At 73.8% G+C, this 15340-nt stretch carries 14 protein-coding genes and 1 tRNA gene; 9 read left to right on the top strand and 6 right to left on the bottom strand.

Going from position 1 to position 15340, the window contains the following annotated elements; genetic code table 11:
- Positions 1–234 precede the first annotated feature (234 nt).
- Positions 235–1581, top strand: coding sequence for a penicillin-binding transpeptidase domain-containing protein (locus ACZ5CZ_RS24360; protein ID WP_468945915.1), 1347 nt, complete (start codon positions 235–237; stop codon positions 1579–1581).
- 19 nt (positions 1582–1600) lie between these two features.
- On the opposite strand, the gene ACZ5CZ_RS24355 is transcribed toward ACZ5CZ_RS24360, so the two are convergent.
- Complete coding sequence (locus ACZ5CZ_RS24355; RefSeq protein WP_468945913.1) at positions 1601–2767, bottom strand: acyl-CoA dehydrogenase family protein; 1167 nt, start codon at positions 2765–2767, stop codon at positions 1601–1603.
- A 156-nt stretch (positions 2768–2923) separates the two neighbouring features.
- Between ACZ5CZ_RS24355 and ACZ5CZ_RS24350 the strand changes: the two genes are divergently transcribed.
- The 4 genes from ACZ5CZ_RS24350 to ACZ5CZ_RS24335 all read left to right on the top strand — a co-directional run bounded on the left by ACZ5CZ_RS24350 (position 2924) and on the right by ACZ5CZ_RS24335 (position 6226).
- The gene (locus ACZ5CZ_RS24350) at positions 2924–3730 is read left to right on the top strand and encodes an alpha/beta fold hydrolase (RefSeq protein ID WP_468945910.1); all 807 of its coding nucleotides are present in this window, start codon (positions 2924–2926) and stop codon (positions 3728–3730) included.
- Between the two features lie 116 nt (positions 3731–3846).
- Positions 3847–4335, top strand: coding sequence for a hypothetical protein (locus ACZ5CZ_RS24345; protein ID WP_468945908.1), 489 nt, complete (start codon positions 3847–3849; stop codon positions 4333–4335).
- 11 nt (positions 4336–4346) lie between these two features.
- The gene (locus ACZ5CZ_RS24340; protein ID WP_468945906.1) at positions 4347–5684 is read left to right on the top strand and encodes a chloride channel protein; all 1338 of its coding nucleotides are present in this window, start codon (positions 4347–4349) and stop codon (positions 5682–5684) included.
- A complete protein-coding gene (locus tag ACZ5CZ_RS24335; protein WP_385845758.1) occupies positions 5681–6226 on the top strand; it encodes a potassium channel family protein in 546 nt (181 codons plus the stop codon). The genes ACZ5CZ_RS24340 and ACZ5CZ_RS24335 overlap by 4 nt, the downstream gene beginning before the upstream one ends.
- Before the next feature lie 15 nt (positions 6227–6241).
- Here the strand turns inward: ACZ5CZ_RS24335 and ACZ5CZ_RS24330 are convergent, their stop codons facing one another.
- Together ACZ5CZ_RS24330 and ACZ5CZ_RS24325 are read right to left on the bottom strand one after the other, a co-directional pair.
- Positions 6242–7456 (bottom strand): cation:proton antiporter, encoded by a 1215-nt coding sequence (locus tag ACZ5CZ_RS24330; RefSeq protein WP_385845760.1) that lies wholly within the window; start codon positions 7454–7456, stop codon positions 6242–6244.
- A gap of 133 nt (positions 7457–7589) precedes the next feature.
- A tRNA-Pro gene (locus tag ACZ5CZ_RS24325) sits at positions 7590–7663 on the bottom strand.
- Positions 7664–7779: 116 nt separating this feature from the next.
- Between ACZ5CZ_RS24325 and ACZ5CZ_RS24320 the strand changes: the two genes are divergently transcribed.
- The 3 genes from ACZ5CZ_RS24320 to ACZ5CZ_RS24310 all read left to right on the top strand — a co-directional run bounded on the left by ACZ5CZ_RS24320 (position 7780) and on the right by ACZ5CZ_RS24310 (position 11368).
- On the top strand, positions 7780–8286 hold the full coding sequence (locus ACZ5CZ_RS24320) for a DUF309 domain-containing protein (protein ID WP_468945902.1): 507 nt from the start codon (positions 7780–7782) through the stop codon (positions 8284–8286).
- A gap of 143 nt (positions 8287–8429) precedes the next feature.
- Complete coding sequence (gene cobF, locus ACZ5CZ_RS24315) at positions 8430–9203, top strand: precorrin-6A synthase (deacetylating) (RefSeq protein ID WP_468945899.1); 774 nt, start codon at positions 8430–8432, stop codon at positions 9201–9203.
- Positions 9204–9262: 59 nt separating this feature from the next.
- Complete coding sequence (locus ACZ5CZ_RS24310; protein WP_468945896.1) at positions 9263–11368, top strand: MDR family MFS transporter; 2106 nt, start codon at positions 9263–9265, stop codon at positions 11366–11368.
- 46 nt (positions 11369–11414) lie between these two features.
- On the opposite strand, the gene ACZ5CZ_RS24305 is transcribed toward ACZ5CZ_RS24310, so the two are convergent.
- On the bottom strand, positions 11415–12161 hold the full coding sequence (locus tag ACZ5CZ_RS24305; RefSeq protein ID WP_385845764.1) for a cobalt-precorrin-6A reductase: 747 nt from the start codon (positions 12159–12161) through the stop codon (positions 11415–11417).
- Positions 12162–12221: 60 nt separating this feature from the next.
- Here ACZ5CZ_RS24305 and ACZ5CZ_RS24300 point away from each other — a divergent pair, with 60 nt between their 5' ends.
- Positions 12222–13010 (top strand): HAD-IIA family hydrolase, encoded by a 789-nt coding sequence (locus tag ACZ5CZ_RS24300; RefSeq protein ID WP_468945894.1) that lies wholly within the window; start codon positions 12222–12224, stop codon positions 13008–13010.
- Here the strand turns inward: ACZ5CZ_RS24300 and ACZ5CZ_RS24295 are convergent.
- Both ACZ5CZ_RS24295 and ACZ5CZ_RS24290 read right to left on the bottom strand, forming a co-directional pair.
- Entirely contained in the window at positions 12999–13775 is a 777-nt protein-coding gene (locus ACZ5CZ_RS24295) for a sulfite exporter TauE/SafE family protein (RefSeq protein WP_468945892.1), read from the bottom strand. The genes ACZ5CZ_RS24300 and ACZ5CZ_RS24295 overlap by 12 nt on opposite strands.
- A 42-nt stretch (positions 13776–13817) precedes the next feature.
- Positions 13818–15326, bottom strand: a complete 1509-nt coding sequence (locus ACZ5CZ_RS24290) for a long-chain-fatty-acid--CoA ligase (RefSeq protein ID WP_385845768.1) — start codon at positions 15324–15326, stop codon at positions 13818–13820.
- Between the last annotated feature and the right edge of the window lie 14 nt (positions 15327–15340).

Genomic DNA, 15340 nt, shown 5'->3' with positions numbered 1-15340 from the left:
CATGAGCCCAGTAGACCGCACCTCACGGCGAACGGCACCGGGCGATCACGCGGACGGCACGGTTCGGGCAAGGGAGGGTCGGGTGCGTGCGGACCTATTGACGCCTGAGCGGACGCGGGGGTGTCATGACGCCCACCTTGTTCGGTCGAGTTGGTTTCCGCCCTCGGCTCCCACAAGGGCTGAGCCGCGCAACCGGCAGGGCACCCGCCCGCGCGCGCCTCTAGGGTGTCCGGCATGCATAAGAAGATCATCAGGGCGGTGGTGGTCCCGGGACTCCTCGCCGCGCTCGGCGCGACGCTGGCGGGGTGTTCCCAGGGCACGGCCAAGACGGCGGAGAAGCACGGGAGTTCGGGGCTGGGGAACATCCTGGTGGACGGACGGGCCGTCACCGGGTCCCGGCCCTCGGGCCTCGCGAAGGTGCCGTACCGGCGCACCTACACGGACGGCGCGCTGTACGCGCCCGTCACCGGCTACCGCTCGATGGCCTTCGGACAGGCGGGGCTCGAGGCGGTCTACGACGATGTGCTGAGCGCCGGGACCTCGCCGGGGGGTGTGTCGGGGGACGTCCTGACGACCGTCGACGGCCGCGCCCAGCGGGCGGCGTTCGACGCCCTCGGCAAGGAGAAGGGCGCCGCCGTCGCCCTCGACGTACGGACCGGGGCCGTCCTCACCCTGGTGAGCACCCCGTCGTACGACCCGGGGGCGTTCAGCGGAAACCTGACCTCCGACGTCGGCGCCTGGCACCAGGTCACCCGGGACGCCGACGACCCGCTGCTGAACCGGCCCCTGCGCGAGGCGACCGCCCCCGGTGCCACGTTCCACCTGGTGGTCGCCGCCGCCGCGCTGGAGCAGGGGCTCTACACCAGCGTGGACCAGGCCACGCACAGCCCGCTGGTGTTCGCGGTGCCGGGCACCACGGCCCGGATCGGCGGCGGCTCCCCCCGGTGCGCGAACGCGTCCCTGCGCACCGCCCTGCGCCTCGCCTGCTCCAACGTCTTCGCCAAGCTGGCGGCGGATCTGGGCCACTCCCGCCTCCGCGCGACGGCCGAGCGGCTCGGTTTCGGCGACGACGCGCTGCGGATCCCGGTCCGGGCCACCCCCAGCGTCTATCCGGCGGATCCGCGGTCGGCCGGGCAGACGGCCCTGACCGGCAACGGCGCCGATGTCACCGTGACGGCCCTGGAGTCGGCGAGGATCTCGGCGGCGGTGGCCGACGGGGGCAGGGCGGCAGCCGCGCACCTGGTCGCACGGGTGCGCCCGGGGAGCGGCGGCGGCGCGCAGCACGGCCTCACCTCCCGAGCCGCCGGCCAGGTCCTCTCCCGGCACACCGCCGACCAGCTCCGCTCGGCCCTCGGCACCGGCACCGGCACCGGCGACGTCACCGGGCTGACCGGCTGGACCACGCTCGCCGGTCACGCCCGGTCCTGGTTCACCGGCTACGGGCAGGACGCCGACGGCCGGCTCGTCGCCGTGGCGGTCTGGACCGAGGCGGCGGTACCGGGCGGGAGCGCGACGGACGACGGGACGCCCGCCGGCCCCGCCGCCCGTGTCGCCGGGCGGATCCTCGCGGCCCTGTCCTGACGCGTGCGGCCCCGGCCGGTCAGATGCCGAGCCCTCCTCGCTTGACCAGCTGGCCGACGATGACGTTCCGCTGGATCTCGTTGGTGCCCTCGCCGACGATCATCAGGGGCGCGTCACGGAAGTAGCGTTCCACGTCGAACTCGGTCGAGTAGCCGTAACCGCCGTGGATGCGTACGGCGTTGAGGGCGATCTGCATCGCGGTCTCGGAGGCGAACAGCTTCGCCATCCCCGCCTCCATGTCGACCCGGCGGCCGGCCTCCGCCTCCCGGGCTGCGTACAGGGTCAGCTGACGGGCGGCGGTCAGGGAGGTCGCCATGTCGGCCAGGTAGTTGCCGACCGACTGGTGCTGCCAGATCGGCTTGCCGAACGACTCCCGTGCCTGCGCGTAGGCGAGCGCGTCCTCCAGCGCCGCCCGGCCCACCCCGAGGGCGCGGGCGGCGACTTGCAGCCGCCCGGTCTCCAGGCCCTTCATCATCTGCCCGAACCCCTTGCCCGACACCCCGCCGAGCACCGCGTCCGCCGGCGCCCGGTAGTCCTCGAAGGTCAGCTCGCAGCTCTCCACGCCCTTGTAGCCGAGCTTGGGCAGGTCGCGGGAGACGGTCAGCCCCGGTCCGTGCTCGGCCAGCAGGATGGAGATCCCCCGGTGTGCCGGACTCGCCTCCGGGTCGGTCCGGCACAGCAGCGCGATCAGCCGCGAGCGGCGGGAGTTGGTGATCCAGGTCTTGGCCCCGTTGACCACATAGCCGTCGGCGTCCCTGCGGGCCACCGTGCGCAGCGCCTGGAGGTCCGAGCCGCCACTCGGCTCGGTCAGGGCCATGGTGGCGCGGATCTCGCCGGTGGCCATCCTGGGCAGATACCGGCGCTTCTGCTCCTCGGTGCCGAAGTGCAGCAGCAGCTTGGCGACGACCGTGTGCCCGCCCATCGCCCCGGCCAGGCTCATCCAGCCGCGGGCCAGCTCCTCGGTGACCAGCACGTAGCAGGGCATGGAGACGGGGGTGCCGCCGTACTCCTCCGGGACGGCGAGCCCGAAGACGCCGAGCCGCTTCATCTGCTCGACCAGCGCCTCGGGATAGGTGTCGGAGTGCTCCAGCTCCCGGACGACCGGTCGGACCTCCTTGTCGACGAAGTCGCGCACCGTGCGCACGACGAACCGCTCGTCCTCGGACAGGATGTCGAGAGTGCTCATGCCGGGTGACCCCCAGTCGTGACGTGTGTGTGCCCGCTGAAAGGGACTGTGGCAGAGGAGCCGGGCGGCGCGCAGGACCTTGATCCGGGCCGGACCGGTTCGCAGGAACCCCTCGGCGTCCGGGCGGAGTTGCCCGCGGTGCCATCATGGGTGCCCATGACGGAGACCACCCGACCCCGGCACACCTTCGCCCGCGCCCAGGACGGCACCGCTCTGGCCTGCCAGCGGCAGGGCGACGGCCCCCCGCTGGTGCTCCTCGCCGGTCAGGCCAACAACCACCACTGGTGGGACACCGTCCGGGCGGACTTCCACGCCACGCACTCCACGATCACCCTGGACTACCGGGGCACCGGAGCCAGCGACAAGCCCCACGAGGGGTACTCCACCCGGCGGTTCGCCGACGACGTGATCGCCGTCCTCGACCATCTGGGCATCGAACGGGCCGACGTCTACGGCACCTCCATGGGCGGCCGGGTCGCCCAGTGGGTCGCCGCAGGCCACCCGGACCGGGTACGGCGGCTCGTCCTCGGCTGCACCTCCCCCGGCGGCCCGCACGCCGTCGAACGGGACACCTCGGTGCGGCGCGCCCTGGCCGGGCCCGACCCGGAGGCCGTACGGCAGACCCTGACCGATCTGATGTACTCCCCCGCCTGGCAGGCGGCCCACCCCGGCCCGTACACCACCCTCGGCGACCCCGGCATGCCGCCGCACGCCCGGCGCGGTCATCTTCTCGCCAGCAACGGCCACGACGCCTGGGACGCGCTGCCCGCCATCACCGCTCCCACCCTGATCCTGCACGGTGACGAGGACCGCCTCACCCCGCCCGACAACCTGCCCCTGCTCGCCGCCCGCATCCCGGACGCCCGCACCCACCTCTTCCGCGGCGCCCGTCACGCCTACTTCGAGGAGTGCCGGGCCGAGGCGAGCCCGCTGGTCACCGCGTTCCTCACCGAGGCCGGGTAGCCGGCGCAGGGCTGCCGGGGTGAATCACCGGCGCATCCGGCCGTACCCCGCATGCCGGTCCGGCGCCGCGCCACTTCACTGAGGTGACGGCCCCAGTGAGCCGACCGGGAGGCGACATGGCTGGACGGATGGCGCGCGGCGTGACGGTCGCCGCGCTGGTGGCGCTCGTCGCCGCGGGGGCGGGCGGCTGCTCGGGCGGCGGCGGGGAGAAGGTGTCCGGTGCCGCGAGCAAGGCGGCTTCCCAGGCCTCCGCCCTCGCCTCCCAGGGCGCCGCGGCCCTCACCTCCGCCACCGCCGAGGCACGGCGCAAGCTGGACTCGGTCAAGGGCGGCATCGACGCCAAGGACGATGTGAAACTCGGCGCGGTGGGCACGGACAGCGCCGGACGCAGCACGGTCACCGTGACGGCGCACAACACCGCGAACGCCACGAAGTCCTTCGCCGTCCAGGTCGTCTTCCGCGACACCGGGGGGAACCTGCTGGACACGGTGGTCGTCACGGTGCGGGACGTGGCCGCCGGAGCCTCCGCCACCGGCACGGCACGCAGCACCCACACGCTGTCGGGCGGCGTCAAGGCCGAGGTCGGCACGGCGCTGCGGTACTGACGGCGGCCACGGTGGAGCAGCCCGAGGGCACGCCCACGACGCGCCAGGCCCTGCTGAGTCCCGGATACCTGCGGCTGCTGGCGCTGTGCCTGCTGCTCGGGGTGCCCATCGCGCTCGCGTCCTTCTTCTTCGTCGCTCTCCAGCACACCCTCCAGCACCAGGTCTGGGAGGCGCTGCCGCAAGCCGTCGGATACCACCGCGCCCCCTGGTGGTGGCCCCTGCCGGCCCTGCTGCTCGCGGGGCTGATCGTCGCCCTGGTCGTCACCCGGTTTCCGGGCGGGGGCGGTCATGTGCCGGTGCAGGGGCTGGGCGGACCTCCGCTCGGTCCGAAAGCGCTGCCCGGTGTGGCCGTGGCCGCCCTGGCCACGCTTCCGCTGGGCGTCGTCCTCGGCCCCGAGGCACCGCTGATGGCCGTCGGCAGCGGGCTCGCGCTGCTCGCCGTACGCGCCCTGCGACAGGCCCCCGACGCGCCGGGCACGCCGGTACTCGCCACCGCCGGGTCCACCGCGGCCATCTCCACCATTCTGGGCGGCCCGCTGACGGGTGCCGTCATGGTCGTCGAAGGGGCCGGGCTCGGCGGCAGCCGGCTCGTCGTGCTGCTGCTGCCCTGCCTGCTCACGAGCGCCGCCGGATCGCTGGTCTTCACCGGCTTCGGCCACTGGACGGGCCTGTCGACCGGTGCGCTGGCCCTGCCCCGGCTGCCGCCGGACACCGTCCCGGACGCGGGTGACTTCCTGTGGGGGGTTCCGCTCGCCGTGCTCATCGCCCTCCTCATCGCGGCGGCCCGGGCACTCGGCCGGCGTACCCACCGTCTGGTCAGCGGGCACACCGTCATGGCGACCGTGGCCTGTGCCGTGGCGGTGGGCGGGTGCCTCGCCTGCTATGCGCTGCTGACCGGCCGCTCCCCGGAGGAGGCCGCGCTGTCCGGCCAGCAGACCCTGGGCCGGCTCGCCGGCCAGCCGAGCGCCTGGCCGGTCGCCGCCCTCGTCGCCCTGGTCGCGTGCAAGGGCCTGGCCTGGGCGCTCTGTCTGGGCGCGATGCGCGGTGGCCCGATCTTCCCGGCCCTGCTGATCGGTGCGGCCACGGCCGTCGCCTGCGCGCCGCTGCCCGGCCTCGGTACGACGCCGGCACTCGCCCTGGGCATGGCGGCGGCGGCCGCGGCGGTCACCGGGCTGCCGCTGACCAGCGCGGTGCTGGCGGTGCTGCTGCTCGGTGCCGACGCGCGCCAGCAGATGCCGCTGATCGTGATCGCGTCCGTCGTCGCCTTCGTCACCGTGCAGCTGCTGCCGGTGGAGCGGCGAGGGAGGCGTGCCCCGGGCCGGACGGCCGGGCGGGCGGTACGGCGATGACCGGGGCGGATGCCGGGAGCGGGCGCGGGCAGCGCCGCTGGCAGCCCGTGTTCATCGCCGTGCTCCTGGTGGCCGTGATGGTCACGGGCTACTTCCTGCTGCCACTCGACGGCATCGGTCCGGAGCGGCCCAGGCTGAGCTGGGCGCTCTTCGTCGTCGTGCTGGCCGCGATCGCCAGTCTGATCCTGCGGCAGATCGGCGACATCCTCCGCGACCGGCCGGACGTCCACCCCGCACTCGTCATCCCCGTCCTGATGTCCCTGGCCATCCTGGTCTTCGCCGGCACCTACTTCGTGCTCGCCCGGCAGCCGGGCGAGGTGCCCGGGCTGCACACCCGTCTCGACGCCCTCTACTTCACCCTCGTCACGGTGGCCACCATCGGCTACGGCGACATCACGCCGCACGGCCAGACCGCCCGGCTCGTGGCCATCCTCCAGATCCTGTACACGTTCGTCTTCCTCACCGCCGCGGCGGCCTCGCTGAGCAGACGGGTCCAGGCCAGGGCCGCGGCCCGCCCCGGACGCCACGAGGACGACCGCTGAGTCAGCGGGCGGCCGTCACCAGGTCTCGGACTCCGCCGAGGCGAGGGACACGGGCTCCTCGCGGCCGCGGCCGGCCCGCAGACGCATCGCCGGCACCGGCAGCACGAGCACCGAGATCATCGCGGCCCCGACCAGCGCCGCCGCCTCGCCGGTGCGCAGCACCTTCTGGTCCACGCCGATGGTGGTGATCGCGACGACGAGCGGGAGGCAGGTGGCGGCGAAGAGGGTGAGCGTCGCGCGGTCGGCCCGGCGCAGCCCGCGCGGGGCCAGGAGGTACACCGGGCCGCCCCGCACCAGGAGGAACAGCAGCAGGAACACCGGCAGCAGGGCGAGGGCCCGCCCGTCGTGGAGCAGGGCGTGCAGGTCGAACTCGATCCCGGTGACGATGTAGAAGAGCGGCACCAGGAAGCCGAAGCCGAGCGCCTCCACCCGGCCGAGGACCTCGGCGCTGTGCTCGGGCGAGGCGCCGTGCAGCACCAGACGGGTGAGGACGCCGGCGGCGAAGGCGCCGAGCAGGATGTCCAGGCCGAAGACCTCCGCGAGGCCCAGCATCCCGGCCAGGAGCAGCATGACGAAGCGGACGGCGAACTGCCCGCTGCTGTGCAGGGTGGTGTCGGTCAGCCGGGAGAACCAGGGCGGGCGCGGGCGCAGCGCCCAGAACACGGCGCCCGTGGTGAGCGCCGCGAAGGCGACCAGGAGCACCGTCGACTCGCCCGGCTTGCGGCCGCTGAGCAGCAGCGCGATGGCGACCACCGGCCCGAACTCGCCGACCGCGCCGAACGCCGCCATCACCGTGCCGAAGGGGCTGCGCAGGTCGCCGTCGTCCCGCAGGATCGGCAGCACCGTGCCCAGCGCCGTACTGGTCAGGGCGGTGCCGATGACGAAGGCCTTGAAGGTGTCCCCGCCGGCGACGGCGAAGCCCAGACCGATACCGAGCACGAGGGAGCACAGCCAGGCACCCAGGGCGCGGCGCAGGGTGCCGCCCCGGACCGCCGCGAAGTCGATCTCGTACCCGGCGAGGAAGATCAGCATGGCGAGTCCCAGGTCGGACAGGGTGTCGATGACCTGGTCGGGACGGGCCCAGCCGAGCACAGCGGGGCCGACGGCGATCCCGAGGGCGATCTCGAAGATGACCAGCGGCACGCGGATCAGGCGCGCGGCGCTCTCCGCGAGCAGCGGCGCGAGCACCGCCGCGGCCATGATCAGGACCAGGGTCCCCGGATGCGCCATGAGGCCCGATTACACCGCAGCTCTTCGGCCGAGAGAAGGCGACACATCGTCGACGCGGGTGAGATACGACGAAGGGCCTCGTCCCACCGAAGTGGAACAAGGCCCTGACCCGGGAAAACCCCCGGGCACTCTGTCGGGACGACAGGATTTGAACCTGCGACCCCTTGACCCCCAGTCAAGTGCGCTACCAAGCTGCGCCACGTCCCGATGCGCCGTCCCACGGTGTCCCGCGTGATCGCGCGAACAGAACTTTACCCCACGCTCGGGGGTGCGCCGAAGAGGGTCCGCGGGAGCGGGGCGCACGGCGGTGGAGAATCGGCCGTATGACGAACGTGAGCGGTGCGGAGGCCAGGGACCGGGACGGGGACGGGCGGGCCCGCAGCGCGCGGCCCCGGGACGGGCTGGGGCGGCCGCTGCCGTACGGTGCCCAGGGCGTGCCGCGGCAGCCCGAGGGGGTGGTGCGGGCGCCCGGGGAGACGGTCGCGGAGGCCCAGGAGCTGCTGGACGCGGGCCGGCCGTTCCACGCGCACGAGGTGTTCGAGGACGCCTGGAAGTCGGGGCCGGAGGAGGAGCGCGGGCTGTGGCGGGGGCTGGCCCAGCTGGCGGTGGGGCTCACGCACGCGGCGCGGGGGAACGCCGTGGGCGGGGCCCGGCTGCTGCGGCGCGGCGCGGGCGGGGTCGAGGAGTGGGAGCGGGAGCGGGGTGAGGACCGGCCGTACGGGCTGGACCTCGCGGGGCTGGCCCGCTGGGCGCGGGAGCTGGCCGCCCGGGTGGAGCGCGAAAACGCTCCGGTGGACGCGCGCGGCGAGGCGCCCCGGCTCGGTCCCTGAGGCCGGCGGCGAGGCGCCCCGGTTCGGTCCGTGACGTTGATGGCGCGGCGCTCCGGCCCGGTTCCCGGGGCCGGCGGGCGGTCGGCGGGGCCGCGTCCGGAGGCGATGGAGGCGTTGTCAGTGGCATGCGGCAGACTCGGGGCGTGCGAAAGATTCATGTCATCGGTATCGGCGCGGGCGACCCCGACCAGCTGACCCTCCAGGCGGTCAAGGCGCTGCGGAGCACGGACGTGTTCTTCCTGCTCGACAAGGGCGAGGTGAAGAGCGATCTCACCCAGCTCCGCCGGGACATACTGGACGCGCATCTGCCCGCGGGGTCGTACCGGGTGGTGGAGGCCCGGGACCCGGAGCGGGACCGCCGCGCGGGCGGGGCCGCGTACTCGCCGGCCGTCGAGGACTGGCGCAGCGCCCGCGCCGGTATCTACGAGCAGCTGATCGCCGAGGAGCTGGGCGAGGACGGCACCGGCGCCTTCCTGGTGTGGGGGGACCCCGCGCTGTACGACAGCACGCTCGGGATTCTCGAGGAGATCCTGGAGCGCGGGTCGGTGGGGTTCGAGTACGACGTCGTGCCCGGCATCAGCAGCGTCTCCGCGCTGGTCGCCCGGCACCGCACGGGGCTGAACCGGGTGGCAAGGCCGGTGCAGATCACCACCGGGCGGCGGCTCGCCGAGGGCTTCCCGGACGAGGTGGACGACGTGGTGGTGATGCTCGACGCCCACCAGGCCTTCCGGCAGTACACCGGGGAGGACATGGACATCTACTGGGGCGCGTACATAGGCACCCCGGACGAGATCCTCGTGTCCGGGCCGCTCGCCGAGGCCGCGCCGCGCATCGAGCGGCTGCGGGCGGAGGCGCGCGAGCGCAAGGGCTGGATCATGGACACCTATCTGCTGCGCCGGCACCCCGGCAGCTCCTGACCCCACCCGGGCGGGCCGCCCCGCATGCGTGACTGATCCACCCGTGTGATCGTGGCCTCGTGGCAGTCACCGAGGAGAACGAAGCGTCCCGGCAGACCCCGGATTCCGCACCGGCCGCCGCCGAGCCGCCGGTGCTGGACGTCCGGCGGCGCAACGTCGTCTTCCTGACGATCGTGCTCGGCATGCTGCTCGCGGCGCTCGACCAGACGATCGTGGGCACGGCCCTGCCGACGATCGTGTCCGATCTGGGCGGCGCCGCGCACATGTCGTGGGTGGTCACCTCGTATCTGCTCGCGGAGACCGTGGCGACCGTGCTGGTCGGCAAGTTCGGCGACCAGTTCGGCCGCAAGGCCGTCTTCCAGGTGTCCACGATCGTGTTCATCGCGGGTTCGTTCCTGTGCGGCCTGGCCACCGACATGCCGCTGCTGATCGCGTGGCGGGCGGTGCAGGGGATCGGCGCGGGCGGTCTGATGGTGACGTCGATGGCGCTCATCGCGGACGTCATCCCGCTGCGGGAGCGCGGCAAGTACCAGGGGGCCATCGGCGCGGTGTTCGGGGTGGCGACGGTCATCGGGCCGCTGCTGGGCGGCCTGTTCACCGACCACGCCTCCTGGCGGTGGGCGTTCTACGTCAACGTGCCCATCGCCGTGGTCGTGGTGATCGCCGCCGCGCGCACCATCCCGGTGGTGCGGTCGGCGTCCCGGCCGGTCATCGACTACCCGGGCATCGCGTTGGTCGCGGTCGGCGCGAGCGCGCTGATCCTGGCGACGAGCTGGGGCGGCACCGAGTACGCCTGGACCTCGGGGGTCATTCTCGGGCTGTTCGCGGGCGGTGTGGTGGCGCTCGCGCTGTTCTGCTGGGTGGAGACCCGGGCCCGGGAACCGATGCTGCCCATGCGGCTGTTCGGCAACCCGGTGTTCACGGTCTGCTCGGTGCTCAGCTTCATCGTCGGCTTCGCGATGCTCGGCGCGATGACCTACCTGCCGAGCTATCTCCAGTACGTCGACGGCGACTCGGCCACGGTCTCCGGGGTGCGGACGCTGCCGATGGTCGTCGGGCTGCTGATCGCGTCGGTCTTCAGCGGCAATGTGGTCAGCAAGACCGGCAAGTACCGGCTGTTCCCGGTCGTGGGCGCGCTGGTGATGGGCGCCGGGCTGTATCTGATGTCCCTGATGGGGCCGGGCACGGGGACGGCGCTGGAGTCGCTGTACATGTTCGTGCTGGGCACCGGGATCGGCCTGTGCATGCAGGTGCTCACCATCGCCGTGCAGAACACCGTGGCCTACGCCGACCTGGGCACCGCGACCTCCGGGGTGACCTTCTTCCGTACGCTGGGCAGTTCGTTCGGCACGGCCGTGTTCGGCACCATCTACACCAACGCGCTCGCCCCGAACCTGCGCGACGGCATCGGCGCGGCCGTGCGGGCGGGCGGCGTGGACGCGGCGACGGTGACCCGGGCGGCCACCAGCCCGACCGGCCTGCACCGGCTGCCCGCCCCGGTCGCCGCGCCGATCGTGCAGGCGTACGCGGACACCATCCAGACGGTGTTCCTGTGGACGGTGCCGGTCGCGGGACTGGGCTTCCTGGTGGCCCTGTTCCTCAAGCAGGTGCCGCTGCGGGACAGCGCGCGGATGGGTTCGACCGACATGGGCGAGGGCTTCGCCTCCCCGCACGGGCCGGACTCGCAGCGAGTGCTGGAGGCCGCCGTGGCGAAGATCATCGGCGGTACCGATCTGGAGACCGGCCGGCGGATCATCCGCGAGTCCGACACCCGGCTGGATGTCGCCGGGGCCTGGGCGGTGATGCAGGTGGAGCTGCTGAACCGGCTGGTGGGGCATGCGAGCCTCGGGCTGGTCGCGGGCCGCCGCCATCTGCCGCCGGAGGTGCTGCTGCCGGTGTTCGACCGGATGGTCGACGAGGGCTATCTGACCCGGCACGGCTCCCTGCTGAGCCACACCCCGGCGGGCCGCCGCGAGGCCGAGGTGATCAGCCATGCGTGGGGCACCTGGCTGGCGGACCGGGTGCAGCGCGACATCGGCCACCCGGCGGCCGCCGATCTGCGCGCGGCCGTGGACACCATCGCCAAGCGGCTGCTGGTGGAGGACCTGAGCAACGGCCTCCCCCAGCGCACGGCGGCCGAACCGGAGCCGAGCGGGGCGCGCTGAGCCCCGGGTGCGCGCACGCCGGGCGGCCCTTGTGCGGCCGCGGTGGTCACCCGGGGACGAGCCCCAGCCGGGCCAGCACGCCCGCCGTGTCGGGCACCGCGGTGACGCCCGCGGGCAGCGGTGGCCGGCGTACGACGACCACGGGCAGCGCGAGTTCGCGGGCGGCCGTCAGCTTCGCGGCCGTCGCCTCGCCGCCGCTGTCCTTGGTGACCAGGACCTCGATCCGGTGGCGGCGCAGCAGATCCGTCTCCTCGGCGATCGTGAACGGGCCGCGGGCGAGGAGCACGTCGGTGGACGGCGGCAGGGGCGGCTCGGGCGGTTCCACCGAGCGGGCGACGAAGTGCAGGTCCGTCAGGTGGGCGAAGGCGGCGAGGCCGAGGCGCCCGGTGCTGAGGAAGACCCGCCGGCCGAGGCCGGGCAGCGCGTCGGCGGCGCCGGCCAGGGACGGGACGTCGTACCAGCGGTCGCCGGGGCCGGGCCGCCAGCCGGGGCGGCGCAGCACGACCGCCGGTGTCCCGGTGGCCGCCGCCGCGCGGGCCGCATGGGCGGTGATCGCCTCGGCGAAGGGGTGGGTGGCGTCGACCAGGGCGTCCACCCGGTGGGTGCGCAGCCACTCGGCCAGGCCCTCCGCGCCGCCGAAGCCGCCGGTGCGCACCTCGCCCGGGACCGCTGCGGGCCGGGTGACCCGGCCGGCCAGGGAGGTGGTGACCCGGATGCCGGGCCGGGCCGCGAGATCGGCGGCGAGCCGTCGGGCCTCGGTGGTACCGCCGAGGATCAGCACGTGCGTGGGCATGGGGGTGAGCGTACGAGGTCGTGAGGGCCCGACCGGCGCCCGGGTCGCTACCGTCGGAGGATGGAGTCCCTCGCGTCCGTGCGTGCCGTGCTGATCGACATCGACGGTGTCCTCACCGTCTCCTGGAAGCCGCTGCCCGGTGCGGTGGCGGCGCTGCGCCGGATCCGCGCGGCGGGTCTGCCCGTGGCGCTGGTGACCAACACGACGTCCCGGACCCGGGCGTCGATCGCCGGGGCCCTGGGGGCGGCCGGGTTCGAGGTGGCGGCCGAGGACATCCTGACCGCGCCCGCCGTCACCGCCGTACACCTCGCACAGCGCTACCCGGGCGCCCGCTGTGCGCTGCTGAACAGCGGGGACATCGCGGCGGATCTCGGCGAGATCACCCTGGTCGAGGACGATCCGGAGGTGGTCGTGCTGGGCGGTGCCGGGCCGGAGTTCGACTACGCGGCGCTCAACCGGGCCTTCGGGCAGCTCCAGCGGGGTGCGCGGCTGGTCGCCATGCACCGCAACCTGTACTGGCGGACCGACGCGGGGCTCCAGCTGGACACGGGGGCGTTCCTGCTCGGGCTGGAGCGGGCGGCCCGGACGGAGGCCGAGGTCACGGGCAAGCCGTCGCGGGCGTTCTTCGAGGCGGCGCTGGCCCGGCTCGGGGTGGCCGCCGGGGAGGCGCTGATGGTGGGCGACGACGTGGAGTCGGACGTGCTCGCCGCCCAGCGGGCCGGACTGACGGGGGTGCTGGTGCGGACGGGGAAGTTCCAGCAGGAGACGCTCGACGGCGCGAGCGGCGCCCCGGACCATGTCCTGGACTCCTTCGCCGACCTGCCGGGGCTGCTGGGGCTAGGGCAGTAGCAGCTGGACGCCGCCCACGACCGTCGCCGCGATCACGAGTTGTTCGAAGAGTCGCTGGTTGATCCTGTTCACAGCCCATGTGCCGAACAACGCACCGGGCACGACGAACCCGGCGAGCGCGGCGTCGAGCAGCAGCGAACGGCCGTCGATGAGGCCCAGGCCCGCGCTGAACGGCACCTTCGACACGTTCACGATGAGGAAGAAGAACGCCGACGTGCCCAGGAAGCCCAGCTTCCGGAACCCGGCGGAGAGCAGGTACAGCGACATCACGGGGCCGCCCGCGTTCGCGACCATGGTGGTGAAGCCGCCGAGCACGCCGTACGAGCGGGCCTTCAGCCGGCCCGCCCGGGTCGTCACGGCGTCCGGTGCGTCCCCCGGCCCGTCCGCCCGGCGCCGCCGCCACAGCGTGACCCCGGCCATCAGCAGCAGGATCGCACCGATCGAGGTCCGTACGATCCCGTCGTCGGCCCACAGCAGGAACAGCGTGCCGCCCACCACACCGGCCGCGACCGCCGGGAACAGCCGCCACAGCGTGGGCCAGTGGGCGTGCCGCCGGTAGGTGAGGACGGCGAGCACGTCCCCGGCGATCAGGATGGGCAGCAGCACCCCGGTGGAGGCGCGGGCGGGCAGGACCGCGGCGAAGACGGCGAGGCTGACCGTGTTGGCCCCGCTCACCGCGGTCTTGGAGAAGCCGACGAGCAGGGCCGCGCAGGCGAGTGCCGCGAACCCCCAGCCGGATATGTGCCAGAGCGTCATCGTGTCCATGTGGGGACCGATGCTATGCACATGGATCCGACCGGTGTGCCGCTACCCGGCGTACCGCGTCCGCAGCTCCCGCTTGAGCACCTTCATGCTCGGTCCGAGCGGCAGCGCGTCGGTGAACTCCACGCGCCGCGGGTACTTGTGCTTGCCGAGGTGTTCCCTGGACCACTCGGTGATCCCCGCGGCGTCGGGGGCGGTGTCCCCGGCCGGTACGACGACCGCGCACACCTCCTCGCCGTGCAGTTCGTCGGGCAGGCCGATGACGGCGACCTGGGCGATGCCGGGGTGGCGCATCAGGACCTCCTCGACCTCCCGCGGGTAGACGTTGTAGCCGCCGCGGATGATGACGTCCTTCTTGCGGTCGACGATGCGGAGGAACCCCTCCTCGTCCTTGGTGCCCAGGTCACCGGTGCGGAACCAGCCGTCGACCAGGGCCTCGGCGGTGGCCTCGGGGCGGCCGAGGTAGCCGGAGAAGACGTTGTGGCCGCGGATGACGACCTCGCCCAGCTCGCCGGGCGGCAGCAGTTCGATGCGGCCCTCGGTCTCCGCGCGGGCGATCTCCACGTCGACGCCCCACAGCGGATGGCCGATGGTGCCGGCCTTGGTGCCGAACACCGGCTGGTTGACGGTGGCCGTGGGCGAGGTCTCCGACAGCCCGTACCCCTCGTAGATCCGCGTCCCGAAGGCGGTCTCGAACCGCTCCAGCACGGCCACCGGGAGCGAGGCCCCGCCCGAGATGCACAGGCGCAGGGCGGGCAGTTCCGCGGCGTCGGCGGCGGCCGCGGCCAGCGCCACGAACATGGTGGGCACGCCCTGGAAGGTGTTCACGCGCTCGCGCACCATCAGCTCGATCGCGCGGGCCGCGTCGAAGCGGGGCAGCAGCACCAGGGTGGCGCCCGCCCGCCAGGTGGAGTTGAGCGAGACGGTCTGGCCGAAGGCGTGGAACAGCGGCAGGGCGCCGAGCGCGATGTCGTCGGCGCGGACGTCGTTGGCGTCGAAGGCGTTGACGGTCGCGTTCATCACCAGGTTGAAGTGGCTGAGCACGGCGCCCTTGGGGACGCCGGTCGTGCCGCTGGTGTAGAAGACCACGGCGGGGTCGTCGGCGGCGCGGGTGGTGTACGACGGCAGCGGCTCGGCGTCGGCCGCGAGGGTCGCGAACTCCTCGCCCAGGGTGACCACGCGGATGCCGAGCGCCTCGGCCGCGGCGCGCCCGGTGTCCGCCTGGGCCGGGTGGACGAGCAGCAGGCCGGCGCCGCTGTCCCGCAGGACGTGCTCGACCTCGCCGACCGACAGCAGCAGGTGCACGGGGACGACGACACCGCCCGCCGCGGCGATCGCGTAGTAGGCGAGGGGGAACTCCGCGGTGTTGGGGGCCATGAGGGCGACCCGGTCGCCCGGCCGGACGCCGAGGGCGGTGAGCGCGCCCGCCCGGGCGAGGGCCCGACGCCACGCCTCGGCGAAGGTCAGCCGCAGGTCCCCTTCGACGAGGGCGGTCTTGTCGGGTCGGCGCCGGGCGTTCTCGGCGAGAATGGCGGCGACGGACAGGGTTGCCATGGAGTGCTGCTCCG

The organism is Streptomyces sp. NPDC031418, from assembly GCF_055581605.1.
This window is presented reverse-complemented; position numbering and strand designations above follow the sequence as displayed.